Origin of the sequence: Amycolatopsis sp. BJA-103, assembly GCF_002849735.1 — a bacterium.
GTDB lineage: Bacteria > Actinomycetota > Actinomycetes > Mycobacteriales > Pseudonocardiaceae > Amycolatopsis.
On the sequence record NZ_CP017780.1, the window covers coordinates 993,225 to 1,007,624 of the forward strand.

Here is a 14,400-nt window from a genome sequence, read left to right on the forward strand (position 1 = left end):
CTCAACGTCCCGATTCCTTCATCGTCACCCCGGCGCGCGCTGAGCCGCCAGCTCTACCCACTAAAGCGTGTCGCGGCCCGCGCCACGCGAAGGCACCGCGGTGAACAGCCTGGGGTGGCGCAGATCCGCCGCCTCGTACGCGGCCTTCACCGCCCGCCCCACGGTGTCCACATCGGACTCGCGGACCAGTGCGATGGCCGAACCGCCGAAGCCGCCGCCGGTCATCCGCGCGCCGAGCGCCCCGGCTTCGCGGGCCGAATCGACGGCGAGGTCGAGTTCACGGGTGGAGATCCGGTAGTCGTCGCGCATGCTGACATGCGAGGCGTCCAGCAGCGGGCCGATCTCGGTGATCCGGCCGGCACGCAGCAGATCCACGGTGTCGAGGACCCGCTGGTTCTCCGTCACGACGTGGCGCACCAGCGGCACCAGGTCTTCCGGCAGCTTGGCGAGCGCGGCGTCCAGCCCGTCGACGCCGATGTCCCTCAGCGCCTTCACTTCGAGCAGTTCCGCGGCGCGTTCGCAGCCCCGGCGGCGTTCGCCGTAGCCGCCCTCGGCGTGCGAGTGTTTCGTGCGGCTGTCCATGATCAGGATCCGGACGCCGGATTCCTCCAGCGGGAACGGCACCTGCTCCATCTCGCCGGACCGGACGTCGAGGAACAGCACGTTCGATTCCGTGCAGCACAAGGAAGCCGTCTGGTCGAGCAGACCGGTCGGCGCGCCGACGAAGTCGTTCTCCGAACGCTGCACCCAGCGCGCCACCTCGTGCAGGGCGGGCGAACCCGCGCCGCTCCCCGGAGTGCGGCCCGCCAGCCCCAGGAGGGCGAGCGCGACGGCGCATTCGAGAGCGTGGGAAGAGGACAGGCCCGCCCCCGAGGGCACGTCCCCCGCGATCGCCACGTCCGCGCCGGCGCCGAGCCCCTGGTCACGCAGCACCCAGGCGACCCCCGCCGGGTACGCGGCCCACCCGTCGACCGAGCCGGGCCGCAGGTCGGCGATGGTGAGCGGGCCGGATTCCTGGACCCGGCCGTCCGAGCCGAGGGTGGCCACCGTCAGCACGCCGTCCTCGCGCGGGGACGCCGCCGCGGCGAGCCGGTGCGGGAGGGCGAACGGCAGCACGAAACCGTCGTTGTAGTCGGTGTGCTCACCGATCAGGTTCACCCGGCCGGGTGCGGACCAGACGCCCGCCGGAGCCCGGCCGTGCAGGGTCCGGAAGGTCCCCGCAGCGTCGGACGCGGCGCTCACCTGGCCTGCGCCAGCACGGCGTGCAGCGCCGAGACCGGCACCTGGGCGGTGTTGTTCCCGCCGGTGACCTCGATGGTCCCGCCGGGCGCCGTCTTGCCGACCTTGACCCGGCTGCCGGGCACGATGCCGACCGACTTGAGCTCCGTCATCAGCGTCTCGTCGAGCTGCACGTGTTCGGCGATCCGGCGGATCTCGACCTCGCCGCCACCCATGCGGGCGAACTCGTCGAGCCGCACCAGGTCGGCTTCGGCCGGCGGGGCGGGATCGCCGTCGCCGAGCTTGTCCAGTCCCGGGATCGGGTTGCCGTAGGGCGACGTGGTGGGGTGGTCGAGCAGCTTGACCAGCTTGCGCTCGACGGCCTCGCTCATCACGTGTTCCCAGCGGCAGGCCTCGTTGTGGACGTGTTCCCACTCCAGCCCGATCACATCGACCAGGAGGCGCTCGGCGAGCCGGTGCTTGCGCATGACCGCGATGGCCAGCTCGCGGCCGTGTTCCGTCAGTTGCAGGTGCCTGTCGTCCGCGACCACGACCAGCCCGTCGCGTTCCATCCTGGCGACGGTCTGGCTCACGGTCGGGCCGCTCTGCTGCAGCCGCTCCGCGATCCGGGCCCGCAGCGGGACGACACCCTCTTCTTCGAGTTCGTAAATCGTACGCAAGTACATCTCTGTGGTGTCGATGAGATCGTTCACGCTGTCCCCTTCGTCCGCGTTGCTCATCGTAGTCGCTGGCACTGACAGCGACGCACGCGTGGGGACAACAAGCTCCGAGGCGGGAAAAGTCCCCCAAGCTGGGCGTGGAGCCGCGAGGCACGGGAAGATGGGCCCATGCGCCCCATGATCACCACCAGCGAACTCGCCGCGCAGCTCTCCGGGCCGGAATCGGCACGCTCCGTAGTCCTCGATGTCCGCTGGCGGCTCGCGGGCCCGCCGGGCGCCGATTCCTATCGTGAGGCACATCTCCCGGGCGCGGTGTACGTCGACCTCGACACGGCGCTCGCGGGGGAGCCGGGCGACGGCGGCCGTCACCCGCTGCCCGAGCCGGAGACGCTGCAGCGGCATCTGCGGGCGGCCGGGATCCGCGCCGGTCACCCGGTCGTGGTGTACGACGACTCCGACGGTTCGGTCGCGGCGCGGGCGTGGTGGCTGCTGCGCTGGGCCGGGCACACCGAGGTCGCCGTGCTGGACGGCGGATTCGCCGCCTGGGCCGAGGAAGAGCGCCCGCTCACCGGCGAGATCCCCTCGCCCGAGGAGGGCGACATCGTGGTGAAGCCCGGCGGCATGCCGGTGCTGGACGCGGCCGGGGCCGCCACGCTGGCCAGGGAAGGGCTGCTCTTCGACGCCCGCGCCAAGCCGAGGTACGCGGGGGAGACCGAGCCGATCGACCCGCGCGCCGGGCACATCCCCGGCGCGGTCAACGCGCCCTTCTCCGGGCATCTCGCGGAGGACGGCCGCTGGCGTGACGCCTCGGAACTGGCCGAGCGGTTCGAAGGACTCGGCGTGGATCCGGAAACCCCGGTCGGTGTCTACTGTGGATCGGGCGTCACCGCCTCGTCCGTCGTCCTCGCGCTCGAGGTCGCCGGTCACCCGGAGCCCGCGGCGTTGTACGCGGGTTCGTGGTCGCACTGGTCCCGCGATCCGGAGCGCCCGGTGGCCACCGGGGACCTGCCCGGCTGACCCGCGCGGCGGCCGGGGACGGGGCATGAGCCGCTTCCGGGCACTAGAGTCCGTGCCATGCGAGCACCGGCCGTCGTATGGGACTCCTCGCTGCTGGGTTACGACCTCGGCGGCGAGCATCCGTTCAATCCGGTGCGGCTCGAACTGACGATCCGGCTCGCCACCGAACTCGGCGTGCTCGACGGGGTCGAGCTGCTCGTCCCCGGGCCCGCGGGTGAGGACGAGCTGCGCCGCGTCCACATCGGCGAGTACATCGAGGCCGTCCGGCAGGCACCGATGACCGGTGCCGATTTCGCGCACGGGCTCGGCACCGAGGACAACCCGGTGTTCACCGGGATGCACGAGGCTTCGGCCCTCGTGGTCGGCTCGACGTTGCTGGCCGCGCGCAAGATCGCCGAGGGCGAGGCGACCAGGGCGGTGAACATCGCCGGCGGGCTGCACCACGCGATGCCGGACAGGGCGTCGGGCTTCTGCGTCTACAACGACTGCTCGGTGGCGATCTCGTGGCTGCTGGACCACGGTTTCGACCGCGTCGCGTACGTCGACACCGACGTCCACCACGGCGACGGCGTGCAGGCGGCGTTCTACGACGATCCCCGGGTGCTGACCGTTTCCCTGCACCAGCACCCGTTCACGTTGTGGCCGGGCACCGGCTACTCGGCGGAGATCGGCAAGGGCGGCGCCGAGGGCACCGCGGTCAACCTCCCGCTGCCGCCCGGCACCCGCGACGGCGGCTGGCTGCGGGCGTTCGACGCGGTGGTGCCGTCACTGCTGGAGCAGTTCCGGCCGCAGATCCTCGTCACCCAATGCGGCGTCGATTCACACGAAGAAGACCCGCTGGCGGATCTCTCGCTCTCGGTGGACGGCCATCGCGCCATCTACCGGCGGCTGCGGGAACTGTCCGAAGCGCACGCGGGCGGCCGCTGGCTCGCCGTGGGCGGCGGTGGCTACCAGCTGATCCGGGTGGTGCCGCGGTCCTGGACCCATCTGCTCGCCACCGTGCTCGATCGCGACGTCGACCCGGCGACGGCGCTGCCGCCGAACTGGGTCGCGTCGATCTCCAGGGCGGCGCCGAACGCCGAGATCCCGCCCAGCATGTCCGACGACCGCGAAACCGCCTTCGTCCCGTGGGGAGACGGGGCGGACGAGCCGGTCGACATCGCCATCCGCGACACCCGCCGCGCGATCTTCCCGCTGCACGGTCTCGATCCGGACGATCCGAGGGACTGACATGACCAGTGAGGGCACCGGTAACCGCGACCCCTTCGACTTCCCGCGCGAATGGGAGGCCGACGTCCTGCTCTCCGACGGCGGCACGGTGCACCTGCGCCCGGTGATCCCCAGCGACGCAGACGGGCTCGTCGCCTTCCACGGCCGGTTGTCCGAACGCACCCGGTACTTCCGGTACTTCGGCGCCTATCCGCGGATCCCGCAGCGCGACCTCGAACGGTTCTCCGTCGTCGACCACCACGACAGGGTCGCCTTCGTCGCGTTGCTGGGCGACGACATCGTGGCGGTCGGCCGCTACGAACGGCTCGAACACGGGCCGTCGGCCGAGGTCGCGTTCGTCGTCGACGACGCCCACCAGGGCCGCGGGCTCGGGTCGATCCTGCTGGAGCACCTGGCCGCGGCCGCTTCGGAATCGGGGCTCCGCCGCTTCGTCGCCGAGGTGCTCGCCGAGAACGCGGCGATGGTCCGCGTGTTCCGCGACGCGGGCTACCAGGTCAGCCGCGAGATCGAAGAAGGCGTGCTGCACCTGGAGTTCGACATCGACCCGACCGAGGAATCCCTCGCCGTCGCCCGCTCCCGGGAACAGGCCGCCGAGGCCCGCAGCGTGCACAACCTGCTGCACCCGAAATCGGTCGCGGTGATCGGCGCGTCCACCGATCCGACGAAGATCGGCTACGTCGCCCTCACGAACCTGCTGAGCGCCGACTTCGCGGGCACCGTCTACCCGGTCAACCCGGAGCACAAGTCCGTCCGCGGCGTCCACGCCTATCCGTCCGTCGTGGACATCCCCGAAGACGTCGACCTCGCGCTGGTCGCCGTCCCCGCCGAGGCCGTCGAGTCCGTTTTGGACGGTGCGCTGGCCAAGGGGGTCAAGACCCTTCTGATCGTCTCGGGCGGGTTCGCCGAGGCCGGGCCGCACGGGCTGCACGCCGAACTGAGGCTGGTCGGGGAGGCCAGGGCGCACGGCATGCGCGTGGTCGGCCCGAACGCGCTGGGCGTGCTCAACACCGACTCCGCGGTCCGGCTCAACGCCACCCTCGCGCCCCGGTTGCCCGCCCGCGGCCGCACCGGGTTCTTCTGCCAGTCCGGCGCGCTGGGCACTGCGATCCTCGCCGACGCCGAAGCGCGCGGTCTCGGCCTTTCGACGTTCGTTTCGGCGGGGAACCGGGCCGACGTCTCCGGCAACGACCTGCTCCAGTACTGGGAGACCGATCCGGCGACCGATCTCGTCCTGCTGTACCTGGAATCGTTCGGCAACCCGCGCAAGTTCGCCCGGCTCGCCCGGCGGCTGGCGCGGACGAAGCCGGTGGTGGCGGTGAAATCCGGCAGGCACGCCGTCCGCCCGCAACTCGCCGCGACCTCGGCGGAGGTCGACGAGTCCAGCGTCCAGGCGCTGTTCGAGCAGGCGGGCGTCGTCCGCGTCGACACGCTCGCGCAACTCTTCGACACCGCGCTGGTCTTCGCCCATCAGCCGTTGCCGGCCGGGCCGCGGATCGCCATCGTGGGCAACTCCAGCGCCATCGGGCTGCTCGCCGCCGACACCGCGCGGGCGCAGGGCCTCCGGCTGGCCTCGGATCCGGTCGACGTCGGGCCGCAGGCGGGTCCGGAGGAGTTCGCCGCGGCCGTGCGCGAAGCACTCAACTCACCGGAGACCGACGCGCTCGTCGTGGTCTTCGTGCCCCCGCTCGCCATCCCGGGGACCGCCTACGCCCGCGCGTTGCGGGAGGCCGTCGTCGAGATGGACAAGGACAAGCCGATCGTGTCGACCTTCCTGGCCGTCGAGGGCGTGCCGGACGAACTGGCCGTGCTGTCCGAGGACGGCGTGCCGACGCGGGGTTCGGTCCCGTCGTACCCCAGTCCCGAACGCGCGGTGAACGCGCTCGCGCGGGTCGTGCGCTACGCGGCCTGGCGGCAGCGGCCGCAAGGCAATCTGGTGCGGCCCGCGGGACTGCACGCCGAGCAGGCTCAGGCGATCGTCAACGAACTCCTGACGGGCGAGGACGGCAAGACGACCCTGCTTTCCGACGACGACGTGGTCCGGCTCCTGGGCTGCTACGGCATCGACGTCGTCCCTTTCCGGGTCGTGACTTCCGCGGACGAAGCGGTGAAGGAGGCCGAGGACCTGGGATTCCCGGTCACCCTCAAGGCCGTCGACGAGCGGCTGCGCGGCAGGCCGGACCTCGCCGGGGTGCGGCTCGATCTGTCCTCTGTGGACGGAGTGCGCCGGGCGTACCTCGATCTGCGGGAGATCTCCGGCGACGACGACGTCTACGTCCAGCGGATGGCGCCCAAGGGCATCTCGTGCGTGATCGGGCTGCAGGACGACCCGTCGTTCGGCACGCTCGTGTCGTTCGGTCTTTCCGGGCTGGTCAGCACACTGCTGGGCGACCGCGCCTACCGCGCAGTCCCGCTCACCGACGTCGACGCCGCCACGTTGCTGCGCGAGCCGCGGACGTCGCCGCTGCTCACCGGGTACCGCGGCGACGAGCCGGCGGATCTGGCCGCGCTCCAGGACATCGTGCTGCGCGTCGCGGCGCTCGCCGAGGACAACCCCGAGGTCCGCTCGATGACCCTCGACCCGATCCTGGCCTCACCGGACGGCGCCTTCGTCGCCAACGCCCGGATCGTGCTGGGCCCGCCGCCGTCCCGCCCCGACACCGGGCCGCGGCGGCTGCGGCCGATCAACGCCCTTACTTGAGCCCGGGGAGCACTGTCCCGCGAACGGCGCCGATCAGGAATCCCAATCCTGGGGCGAGCGCGCGGCGAAATCCGCGTCGTGGCCGGTGAACTCCGCGATGTCGCCCCGGATCGTGTTGTGGAACGCGGCGACCCGCCCGTCCTGGACGACCATCGTCTGCACCGCGCGTTGCTCCCCGGCGAGGGGGCCCGCCGGGATGGACATCACCGTTTCGGTGTGCACGAGGTCGAGCCCGCCGCCGAGCGGGCGGCTCGACACCTGGCGGAGCTCCAGCCTGCTGCCTCGGTAGATGGTGTCGAAGATCTTCTGGCTTTCGCGGGCGATCGTCGCGCGGCCGCGCTGGATGCGGCCGACGACGTCGACGAAGTCCACGTCCTCGGCGAAGTTCGCGGCCCACGCCTCACCGTCACCGGTGTTCCAGGCGCGTTCCAGCGAAGTGATGATCTCCTCGGTGGTCATCGCTGTCCTCCCTTTGCAACGTCTGTCCCCTGTTTAGCAGGAAGCGGACCGTGGTGTCGCTGCTCCGGTGACCCAGGTTCCTGCCGAAGAACGCGCTCAGTTCGGCTCGCTGGGCCGCGACGCTCCGCGCCGGGTCGATGGTGCCGATGAACGCGGCCGGGGCGTTGCCCAGCTGCGGCAACAGGGTCTGGTAGTCGGTGAAGCTGAAGTGCTCGCCGTCCGGCAGGCGCGTTTCGCGGGTCCAGCCGCGCTGGTTGCGCTGGAACTCCTGCCAGGACGCGTCCGAGGCGGCGCTGTGATTGCCTGCGCTCATCAGCAGGAACGGCCGGTCCAGGCCCTCGTCGGCGACCCGGCCGAAGATCCGCTGCGACTGCGAGTGGGCCATGCTGCCGTCGAGGTCCGCCCCGGCGACGATGCGCCTGTCGGTCACCATCGTCTCGCCAGCGGTGAACCCGCCCGCGGAGTGGCCGAACATGCCGGCCCGGTTCAGGCGGAGCGAGTCGAGGACGAACCGGGTGTCCTGGACGCGGGTCTCGATCACCCGCTTCGACACCTCGATGCTCGAAGGCGGCAGGGCCTTCTTCTCGACGCGGCCACCGGGGAACTCGACCGCTTCCGTTTCGTGGGTGTGGTCGATCGCCACGACGACGTAGCCCTCGCTCGCGAGCTGCTCCTGCAGGGTGGTGCCGTGCGAACGGGACAAGGTGCCGCCGGGCGAATACAGCACGACAGGTCGCTTGCCGCCCAGCGCCGGCGCCCCGAGCCGCGAATGGGTGGGGAAGCGGTAGTCGATCAGGCTCGCGTCCATGCCCAGTTTGGCGGCGTCGCCTTCGGCCACCACCTTCGCGACTCCTGGTGCCATGTAAGGCGCTTTCGGCTTCCCGCTCGGCAAGGCCGGGTACCGAACGGTGACCATGAGTTCCCGCGTGACGCCGGGAACCCACGGGTCCTGGCGGGAGTGGTCGACCAGATGGAGATCGGTGCTGCCGACCGCGTACGGCCCGGTCGGCGCGGTCAGGCTCAACCGGACGGGCGCCGCCGACGCGGACGGCGTGATGAGGACGGCGGGCAGTGCGAGCGCGGTGGCGAGGACGCCGATCCGGCGCAGTGTTCGTGTCATGGCACCGAACGTAGGGAGCGCGCCGGGTCCAGGGCATCAGGAAGATCACCGGTCCCGACCCTGGGATCCCACCCATCCCGGGGGGATCACGGGCGGGGGTAGCGGACTTCCCAGGCCTCGGCGACACCTTCGGCCGCGAGCTCCCGCTTGAGTATCTTGTGCGTCGCCGTCCGCGGCAGTTCCTCGACCACCCGCACGAACCGGGGCCGCTGCTTCGGCCCGAGATCGCCTTGTGCCACCACGAAAGCGGCGAACTCGCCCGCGTCGACCGGCGCCCGGCAGACCAGTGCGGCCATCACCTGGTCGCCCACCCGCGGATCCGGCACGCCGTACACGGCCGCCTCCCGGACCGCCGGATGCCGGAGGAGCGCGCGTTCGATCGGGGCGGTGCCGAGGTTCTCGCCGTCGACGCGGAGCCAGTCGCCGAGCCGCCCGGCGAAGTAGCAGTAGCCGTCCGCGTCGAGATAGGCCAGGTCGCCGGTGTGGTACATCCCGTCGCGCATCCGCTCGGCCTCGGCGGCCGGATCGCCGTAGTACCCGGCGAAGAAGCCCGCTCCGCCGGTGTTGACCAGTTCGCCGACCGCCTCGGCGGCGTTGAGCAGCTTCCCGGCCGCGTCGAATTCCGCCGGGGAACGGGGTTTCCCGGTCTCCGGATCGAGGACGGCGACGCCGTCGAGCAGGCGGCCGAGTGAACCGGCCGGGGTGGTGGCGTCCCGGCCGAAGTTCACGCCGCCCTCGGTCGAACCGAACGCGTCGACCACGTGGCAGCCGAACCGCTTGCCGAAAACGGCGAGGTCGGCCTCCGTGCCTTCGTTGCCGTACACCAGTTTCAGCGGGTTGTCGGCGTCGTCGTCCCGCTCGGGTGTGGCGACCACATAGGACAGTGGCTTGCCGACGTAGTTGGCGTAGGTCGCGCCGAACTCCCGGACGTCCGGCAGGAACCCGGAGGCGGAGAACCGGCGCCGCAACGCGACCCCCGCGCCCGCGGCGAGCCCGACCGACCAGCCCGCCATGATGGCGTTGGAGTGGAACATCGGCATCGACACGTACACCGTGTCCTGTATGGACAGACCGAACCGGCGGGCCAGCATCTCGCCGGGATACGCGATCTTGCCGTGCGTACACCGGACGGCCTTCGGGTCGCCGCTGGTTCCCGAGGTGAAGATCAGCATGAGCAGGTCTTCGGGCTTCGCCGCCACGGGAACGACAGCCTCCCGCAGCGGTTCGAGCTCGCTCAGCGGCAGCACTGGGACAGCCGTCTCGGACAGCAGCGGAAGGTACTTCTCCTCCGCGAGCACCAGCTCGCAATCGGCCAGCGCGACGTCGCGGGCCAGCGCCGCGCCCCGGCGCGTCGGGTTCAGGCCGACCAGCACGTGTCCTGACAACGCCGCGCCGCCGAGCAGGAACGAGAACTCGGGGACGTTGTCCGCCAGCAGCCCGAAATGCCCGCCGGGACGGAGCATCCGGGCGAGCGCGGCCGCGTGACCGGCGCAGGCCCGGACGTGTTCGGCCCAGGACCAGCGCCGGTCTTCGAACAGCAGCCCGGTCGACGGGTCTTCTGCCCGGGCGAGCAGGAGTTCCGTGACCGTGGGCGTCATGCCGGGTCCGCGGCCAGGAGATCGCCGAGGCCCCGCGTCTGCGCGGTCGCCCCGCCGAAGGTGAACTCGAGCCGCTTCGCCGCGACGAAGTACCGGTGCAGCGTGTGGTCGACGTCGATGCCGACCCCGCCGTGGATGTGCACGGCGGTGTGCGCGACACGGTGACCGGCCTCGGCCGCCCAGAACTTCGCCGTCGCGACCTCTTCGGCCGCCGGAAGTCCTTCACTCAGCCGCCAGGCTGCCTGCCACAACGTCAGCCGGACGGCTTCGACATCGACGTAGGCGTCGGCGAGCCGCTGCCGCACCGCCTGGAAGCTCCCGATGAGGTGGCCGAACTGCTTGCGTTCCCGCGCGTACGCCGCGGTCATTTCCAGCGCCCGTTCGACGACGCCGAGCTGCTGCGCGCAGACCCCGATCGTCCCGCGCAGCCGCAGCCATTCGCCGACGTCGCCCAGCGAGACCGCGGACTTCGCCCCGGACAGTTCGACCAGCGCCGCGTCGGCGTGGTCGACGGTCCGTTGCGGCGAGACGGTCACCGAGTCCCGGTCGAGCAGGAACACCTGACGGCCGCCGTCGAGGGCGGCTTCGACGAGGAAGCCGTGTGCGAAAGCGCCCGAAGGCACCGCGGTCTGCGCGCCGGTCAGCCGCCAGCCGTCGCCGTCGGCCTCGGCGGTGAAGCCGCAGGGCACGCCGTAGTCCGGCAGCGCCACCGCGAGAACGTGGTCGCCGCGCAGCACCGGGACCACCCAGCGCTCGGCGAGCCTGTCGTCCCCGAATTCGGCGACCGCGGCGGCGCCCATCACGACCGAAGTCAGGTAGGGCACCGGCGCGACCGCGCGGCCGATCTCGGCCAGGACGGAACACTGTTCCAGCAGCCCGAACCCGCCACCGCCCACCGACTGCGGCAGGGCGGCGTCGACCACTCCCGCCTGGGCCAGAGCGGTCCACAGTGGAGCGTCGAAGCCGCCGGAACCGTGCGGCCCCAGCACGTCGGGGGTGACCTTGTCCGTGAGGATCCGGCGCGTGAGCGACGCGAGATCCTGTTGCGCTTCGGTGAGCGTGAAGTCCATCTGTGCCTCCTAGCGCGTGATGGGCAGGCCGAGGGCGGTCGCGGCGATCATGTCCCGCTGGATCTCGTTGGCGCCGCCGCCGAAGGTGAGGATCAGCGACGACCGGTGCAGCCGTTCGACCCGGCCGCGCAGCAGCGCGCCGGGGGAGCCCTCGCGGACCACGGCGCCCGCGCCGAGGATCTCCATCATCAGCCGGTAGGCCTCGGTCGCGAACTCCGTGCCGAACACCTTGGTCGCCGAAGCCTCGGCGGGGCCGAGATCGCTGCTCGCGGCCGCCCAGGCGATCCGCCAGTTCCGCAGTTTCAGGTACTCCGCGTGGGTGTGGATCCGCGCCAGGTGCAGTCGCACCCACGGCGCGTCGATGACGCGGGAGCCGTCGGGCAGTTTGGTCGTCTGCGCCCAGGTCCGCACTTCACGCAACGAGGTCTGGATCGGGGCGGCCGAGGTCAGCGCGACCCGTTCGTGGTTGAGCTGGTTCGTGATGAGCGGCCAGCCCTCGTTCTCGCCCGCGACCCGGGAGGTCACCGGTACGCGTACGTCGTCGTAGTAGGTCGCGCTCGTGCCCGGTCCGGCGACTGTGCGCACCTTCGTCCAGGAGAAGCCGGGCGCGGACGTCGGCACGATCAGCATGCTCAAGCCCTTGTGCCTGCGGGCGTCCGGGTCGGTGCGGGCGGCCAGCCAGATGTAGTCGGCGTACTCGATCAGGCTCGTCCACATCTTCTGGCCGTTGATCACGTAGTCGTCGCCGTCGCGGACCGCGCGGGTGCGCAGCGCCGCCAGGTCGGTCCCCGCGCCGGGCTCGGAGTAGCCGATCGCGAAATGCAGTTCGCCGGCGGCGATCTTCGGCAGGTAGAACGCCTTCTGCTCTTCGGTGCCGTAGCGCATGATGGTCGGCCCGACGGTGTTCACCGTGAGGAACGGGACGGGCACCCCGGCGGCGGCCGCCTCGTCGGTGAAGATGAGCTGGTCGAGCATCGGCCGGTCCTGCCCGCCGTACTCGCGGGGCCAGCCGATCGCGAGCCAGCCCGAGCTGCCGAGCTCGCGCACGATTTCCTTGTACACCACACTGTCGCCGTACTCGCCGCCGTCGCCGGACAGGGCTTCACGGCGTTCGGGGGTCATCAGTCCGGCGAAGTACTCCCGCAGTTCCCCGGCCAGTGCGCGCTGTTCCGGCGTGTAGTCGATCCGCATCCGTCACCTCTGCCGTCGGTGCTCGTTACTGGTGCCATGGCCGCCCGCGGCGGTAGGGTAGAACCTGTTCTAGTTGTACCAGTGTGGCGGCGAGGAGGGAATATGGAGATCGACGTCGATCGCTCGCTCTGCGAGGCGAACGCGATCTGTGTCGGCTTCGCGCCCGAGGTCTTCGATCTCGACGACGAGGAGGAGCTGGTCCTCGCGTCCGACGAAGTTCCGGCAAACCAAGTAGAACGTGTTACTCAAGCTGTGGCGAGCTGTCCGAAGAACGCGCTGCTCATACGTGGTTAGCACCGTTTATTTAGGTCTTGCACGGAGCAAGAACAGATTCTAGTGTGTGCGGAGAGGTAAGGAGGCCCGGAGTGAGTTTGGACGGCAAGACGGCCATCGTGACCGGCGCCGGCGCGGGACTCGGCCGGGCCGAGGCGCTGGCGCTGGCCGCGGCGGGGGCCTCGGTGGTGGTCAACGACGTCTCGACGGCGGCGCAGGTGGTGGCCGACGAGATCGAGGCCGAGGGCGGCAAGGCCGTCGCGGTCACCGGCGACGTGTCGGAGTCCTCGACCGCGGACGCGCTGCTCACCGCCGCCGTCGACCATTTCGGCGGACTCCACGTCCTGGTCAACAACGCGGGCGTCCTGCGCGACCGGATGCTGTTCTCGATGTCCGACGACGAATGGGACACCGTGCTCGGCGTGCACCTGCGCGGGCACTTCCTGCTTTCCCGCAACGCGGGGGCGTACTGGCGTGACAAGTCCAAAGTGGACGGAGCTCCGGTGTACGGCAGGGTGGTCAACACCGCGTCGGAGTCCTTCCTGCTCGGTGCCCCCGGCCAGCCGAACTACGGCGCGGCCAAGGCGGGCATCGCCGCGCTCACCGTCTCCACCGCGCGCGGCCTCTCCCGCTACGGCGTCCGCGCCAACGCGATCTGCCCGCGCGCCCGCACCGCGATGACCGAAGGGGTCTTCGGGGCCGACGCGCCGGAAGGGGTCGACCCGCTTTCGGTCGACCACGTGGCGCCGTTCGTGTCCTTCCTCTGCTCGCCCGAGTCCGACCGGGTCAACGGCCAGGTGTTCCTCGTCTACGGCGGGATGGTCGCGCTCATGCGGCCGCCGTCGGTGGAGCAGCGGTTCGACACCGTCAACGGCACCTGGACCACCGAAGAACTCGCCACGAGCGTGGGCGGCTACTTCGCCGACCGAGACCCGGAACGCATGTTCTCCGCGTCCGAAATCATGTCGCTGCCGTGAATCAGAGGAGATGACGATGGGCAGGCTCGACGGCAAGGTGGCCCTGATCACCGGCGGTGCCCGTGGCCAGGGTGAGGCGGCCGCGCGGCTGTTCGTCGCCGAGGGCGCGCGGGTGGTGATCGCCGACCTCAACGACCTCGACGGCAAAAAACTCGCCGCGGATCTCGGCGAGGCCGCCGTCTACCAGCATCTCGACGTCGGCGACGAGGCCGAGTGGGACGCCGCGATCGAGCGCACGGTCTCCGAGTTCGGCCCGCCGACGGTGCTGGTCAACAACGCGGGCATCCTGCATTTCTCGGAACTCGGGAAGACCACGCTGGCCGACTACGAACGCGTCATCCGGGTCAATCAGATCGGGGCGTTTCTCGGGATGCGTTCGGTCGTTGAACCGATGACCGGGGCCGGAGGCGGCTCCATCGTCAACGTGTCCTCTGTGGAAGGACTCGCCGGGATGCCGTTCCTCGTCGCCTACACCGCGAGCAAGTTCGCGATCCGCGGGATGACCAAGGTCGCGGCGCTCGAACTCGGCGCGAAGAACATCCGGGTCAATTCGGTCCATCCCGGCGCGATCGACACGCCGATGGTCGCCGCGGCGGCGGGCGGGCAGAAGATCGACATGTCGTGGGTCGGCAAGAAGGTCGCCTTGGGCCGCGTCGGGCAGCCGGAAGACATCGCGAAACTCGTGTTGTTCCTGGCCAGTGACGAAAGTTCGTACAGCACGGGCTCGGAATTCGTCGCCGACGGCGGTGCCACGGCGACGCACGCACTCAAGTTCTAGCGCGGAGGTGCCGAGAGCAAAGTGAACACCGCTGACGCACTGGGGCGTTGACAGGTGGAGTAAGACTCGGGGCAGGCTACTGGGAGGTTCT

The 14,400-nt window shown here is 70.8% G+C and carries 13 protein-coding genes; 6 read left to right on the forward strand and 7 right to left on the reverse strand.

Going from position 1 to position 14,400, the window contains the following annotated elements; genetic code table 11:
• Positions 1 to 60: 60 nt before the first annotated feature.
• On the reverse strand, positions 61 to 1,242 hold the full coding sequence (gene galK, locus BKN51_RS04580; protein WP_101606426.1) for a galactokinase: 1,182 nt from the start codon (positions 1,240 to 1,242) through the stop codon (positions 61 to 63).
• Complete coding sequence (locus BKN51_RS04585) at positions 1,239 to 1,958, reverse strand: metal-dependent transcriptional regulator (protein WP_101606427.1); 720 nt, start codon at positions 1,956 to 1,958, stop codon at positions 1,239 to 1,241. Before BKN51_RS04585 ends, galK begins: the two co-directional genes overlap by 4 nt.
• Positions 1,959 to 2,066: 108 nt before the next feature.
• Here BKN51_RS04585 and BKN51_RS04590 point away from each other — a divergent pair, with 108 nt between their 5' ends.
• From BKN51_RS04590 to BKN51_RS04600, 3 genes are read left to right on the forward strand one after another with little or no spacing between them, the layout of a single operon-like run.
• Positions 2,067 to 2,915, forward strand: a complete 849-nt coding sequence (locus tag BKN51_RS04590) for a sulfurtransferase (RefSeq protein WP_101606428.1) — start codon at positions 2,067 to 2,069, stop codon at positions 2,913 to 2,915.
• A 57-nt stretch (positions 2,916 to 2,972) separates the two neighbouring features.
• Positions 2,973 to 4,145 carry an acetoin utilization protein AcuC gene (locus BKN51_RS04595; RefSeq protein ID WP_101606429.1) on the forward strand — a complete coding sequence of 391 codons (1,173 nt, stop codon included), beginning with the start codon at positions 2,973 to 2,975 and terminating at the stop codon, positions 4,143 to 4,145.
• A 1-nt stretch (position 4,146) separates the two neighbouring features.
• Positions 4,147 to 6,843 (forward strand): bifunctional acetate--CoA ligase family protein/GNAT family N-acetyltransferase, encoded by a 2,697-nt coding sequence (locus BKN51_RS04600; RefSeq protein ID WP_101606430.1) that lies wholly within the window; start codon positions 4,147 to 4,149, stop codon positions 6,841 to 6,843.
• 33 nt (positions 6,844 to 6,876) lie between these two features.
• On the opposite strand, the gene BKN51_RS04605 is transcribed toward BKN51_RS04600, so the two are convergent.
• The 5 genes from BKN51_RS04605 to BKN51_RS04625 all read right to left on the reverse strand — a co-directional run bounded on the left by BKN51_RS04605 (position 6,877) and on the right by BKN51_RS04625 (position 12,281).
• Positions 6,877 to 7,302, reverse strand: a complete 426-nt coding sequence (locus BKN51_RS04605; RefSeq protein ID WP_101606431.1) for an SgcJ/EcaC family oxidoreductase — start codon at positions 7,300 to 7,302, stop codon at positions 6,877 to 6,879.
• On the reverse strand, positions 7,250 to 8,422 hold the full coding sequence (locus BKN51_RS04610) for an alpha/beta hydrolase family protein (RefSeq protein WP_233224251.1): 1,173 nt from the start codon (positions 8,420 to 8,422) through the stop codon (positions 7,250 to 7,252). Before BKN51_RS04610 ends, BKN51_RS04605 begins: the two co-directional genes overlap by 53 nt.
• Positions 8,423 to 8,508: 86 nt before the next feature.
• The gene (locus tag BKN51_RS04615; protein ID WP_101606432.1) at positions 8,509 to 10,020 is read right to left on the reverse strand and encodes a long-chain-fatty-acid--CoA ligase; all 1,512 of its coding nucleotides are present in this window, start codon (positions 10,018 to 10,020) and stop codon (positions 8,509 to 8,511) included.
• Positions 10,017 to 11,090: an acyl-CoA dehydrogenase family protein gene (locus BKN51_RS04620; RefSeq protein WP_101606433.1), complete on the reverse strand. Its 1,074-nt coding sequence runs from the start codon at positions 11,088 to 11,090 to the stop codon at positions 10,017 to 10,019. Before BKN51_RS04620 ends, BKN51_RS04615 begins: the two co-directional genes overlap by 4 nt.
• Before the next feature lie 9 nt (positions 11,091 to 11,099).
• The gene (locus tag BKN51_RS04625; RefSeq protein WP_101606434.1) at positions 11,100 to 12,281 is read right to left on the reverse strand and encodes an acyl-CoA dehydrogenase family protein; all 1,182 of its coding nucleotides are present in this window, start codon (positions 12,279 to 12,281) and stop codon (positions 11,100 to 11,102) included.
• 102 nt (positions 12,282 to 12,383) lie between these two features.
• Between BKN51_RS04625 and BKN51_RS04630 the strand changes: the two genes are divergently transcribed.
• From BKN51_RS04630 to BKN51_RS04640, 3 genes are all read left to right on the forward strand, one after another.
• Positions 12,384 to 12,575: a ferredoxin gene (locus BKN51_RS04630; RefSeq protein WP_101606435.1), complete on the forward strand. Its 192-nt coding sequence runs from the start codon at positions 12,384 to 12,386 to the stop codon at positions 12,573 to 12,575.
• 71 nt (positions 12,576 to 12,646) lie between these two features.
• Entirely contained in the window at positions 12,647 to 13,531 is an 885-nt protein-coding gene (locus BKN51_RS04635; protein WP_101606436.1) for a 3-oxoacyl-ACP reductase, read from the forward strand.
• Between the two features lie 16 nt (positions 13,532 to 13,547).
• Positions 13,548 to 14,309: a glucose 1-dehydrogenase gene (locus BKN51_RS04640; protein ID WP_101606437.1), complete on the forward strand. Its 762-nt coding sequence runs from the start codon at positions 13,548 to 13,550 to the stop codon at positions 14,307 to 14,309.
• Positions 14,310 to 14,400: the final 91 nt, after the last annotated feature.

What these genes read in the sequence shown, in the direction of transcription:
- BKN51_RS04585 (WP_101606427.1), bottom strand. Translation starts at nt 1,958, where the DNA reads ATGAGCAACGCGGACGAAGGGGACAGCGTGAACGATCTCATCGACACC.
- BKN51_RS04590 (WP_101606428.1), top strand. Translation starts at nt 2,067, where the DNA reads ATGCGCCCCATGATCACCACCAGCGAACTCGCCGCGCAGCTCTCCGGG.
- BKN51_RS04595 (WP_101606429.1), top strand. Translation starts at nt 2,973, where the DNA reads ATGCGAGCACCGGCCGTCGTATGGGACTCCTCGCTGCTGGGTTACGAC.
- BKN51_RS04600 (WP_101606430.1), top strand. Translation starts at nt 4,147, where the DNA reads ATGACCAGTGAGGGCACCGGTAACCGCGACCCCTTCGACTTCCCGCGC.
- BKN51_RS04605 (WP_101606431.1), bottom strand. Translation starts at nt 7,302, where the DNA reads ATGACCACCGAGGAGATCATCACTTCGCTGGAACGCGCCTGGAACACC.
- BKN51_RS04610 (WP_233224251.1), bottom strand. Translation starts at nt 8,422, where the DNA reads ATGACACGAACACTGCGCCGGATCGGCGTCCTCGCCACCGCGCTCGCA.
- BKN51_RS04615 (WP_101606432.1), bottom strand. Translation starts at nt 10,020, where the DNA reads ATGACGCCCACGGTCACGGAACTCCTGCTCGCCCGGGCAGAAGACCCG.
- BKN51_RS04620 (WP_101606433.1), bottom strand. Translation starts at nt 11,090, where the DNA reads ATGGACTTCACGCTCACCGAAGCGCAACAGGATCTCGCGTCGCTCACG.
- BKN51_RS04625 (WP_101606434.1), bottom strand. Translation starts at nt 12,281, where the DNA reads ATGCGGATCGACTACACGCCGGAACAGCGCGCACTGGCCGGGGAACTG.
- BKN51_RS04630 (WP_101606435.1), top strand. Translation starts at nt 12,384, where the DNA reads ATGGAGATCGACGTCGATCGCTCGCTCTGCGAGGCGAACGCGATCTGT.
- BKN51_RS04640 (WP_101606437.1), top strand. Translation starts at nt 13,548, where the DNA reads ATGGGCAGGCTCGACGGCAAGGTGGCCCTGATCACCGGCGGTGCCCGT.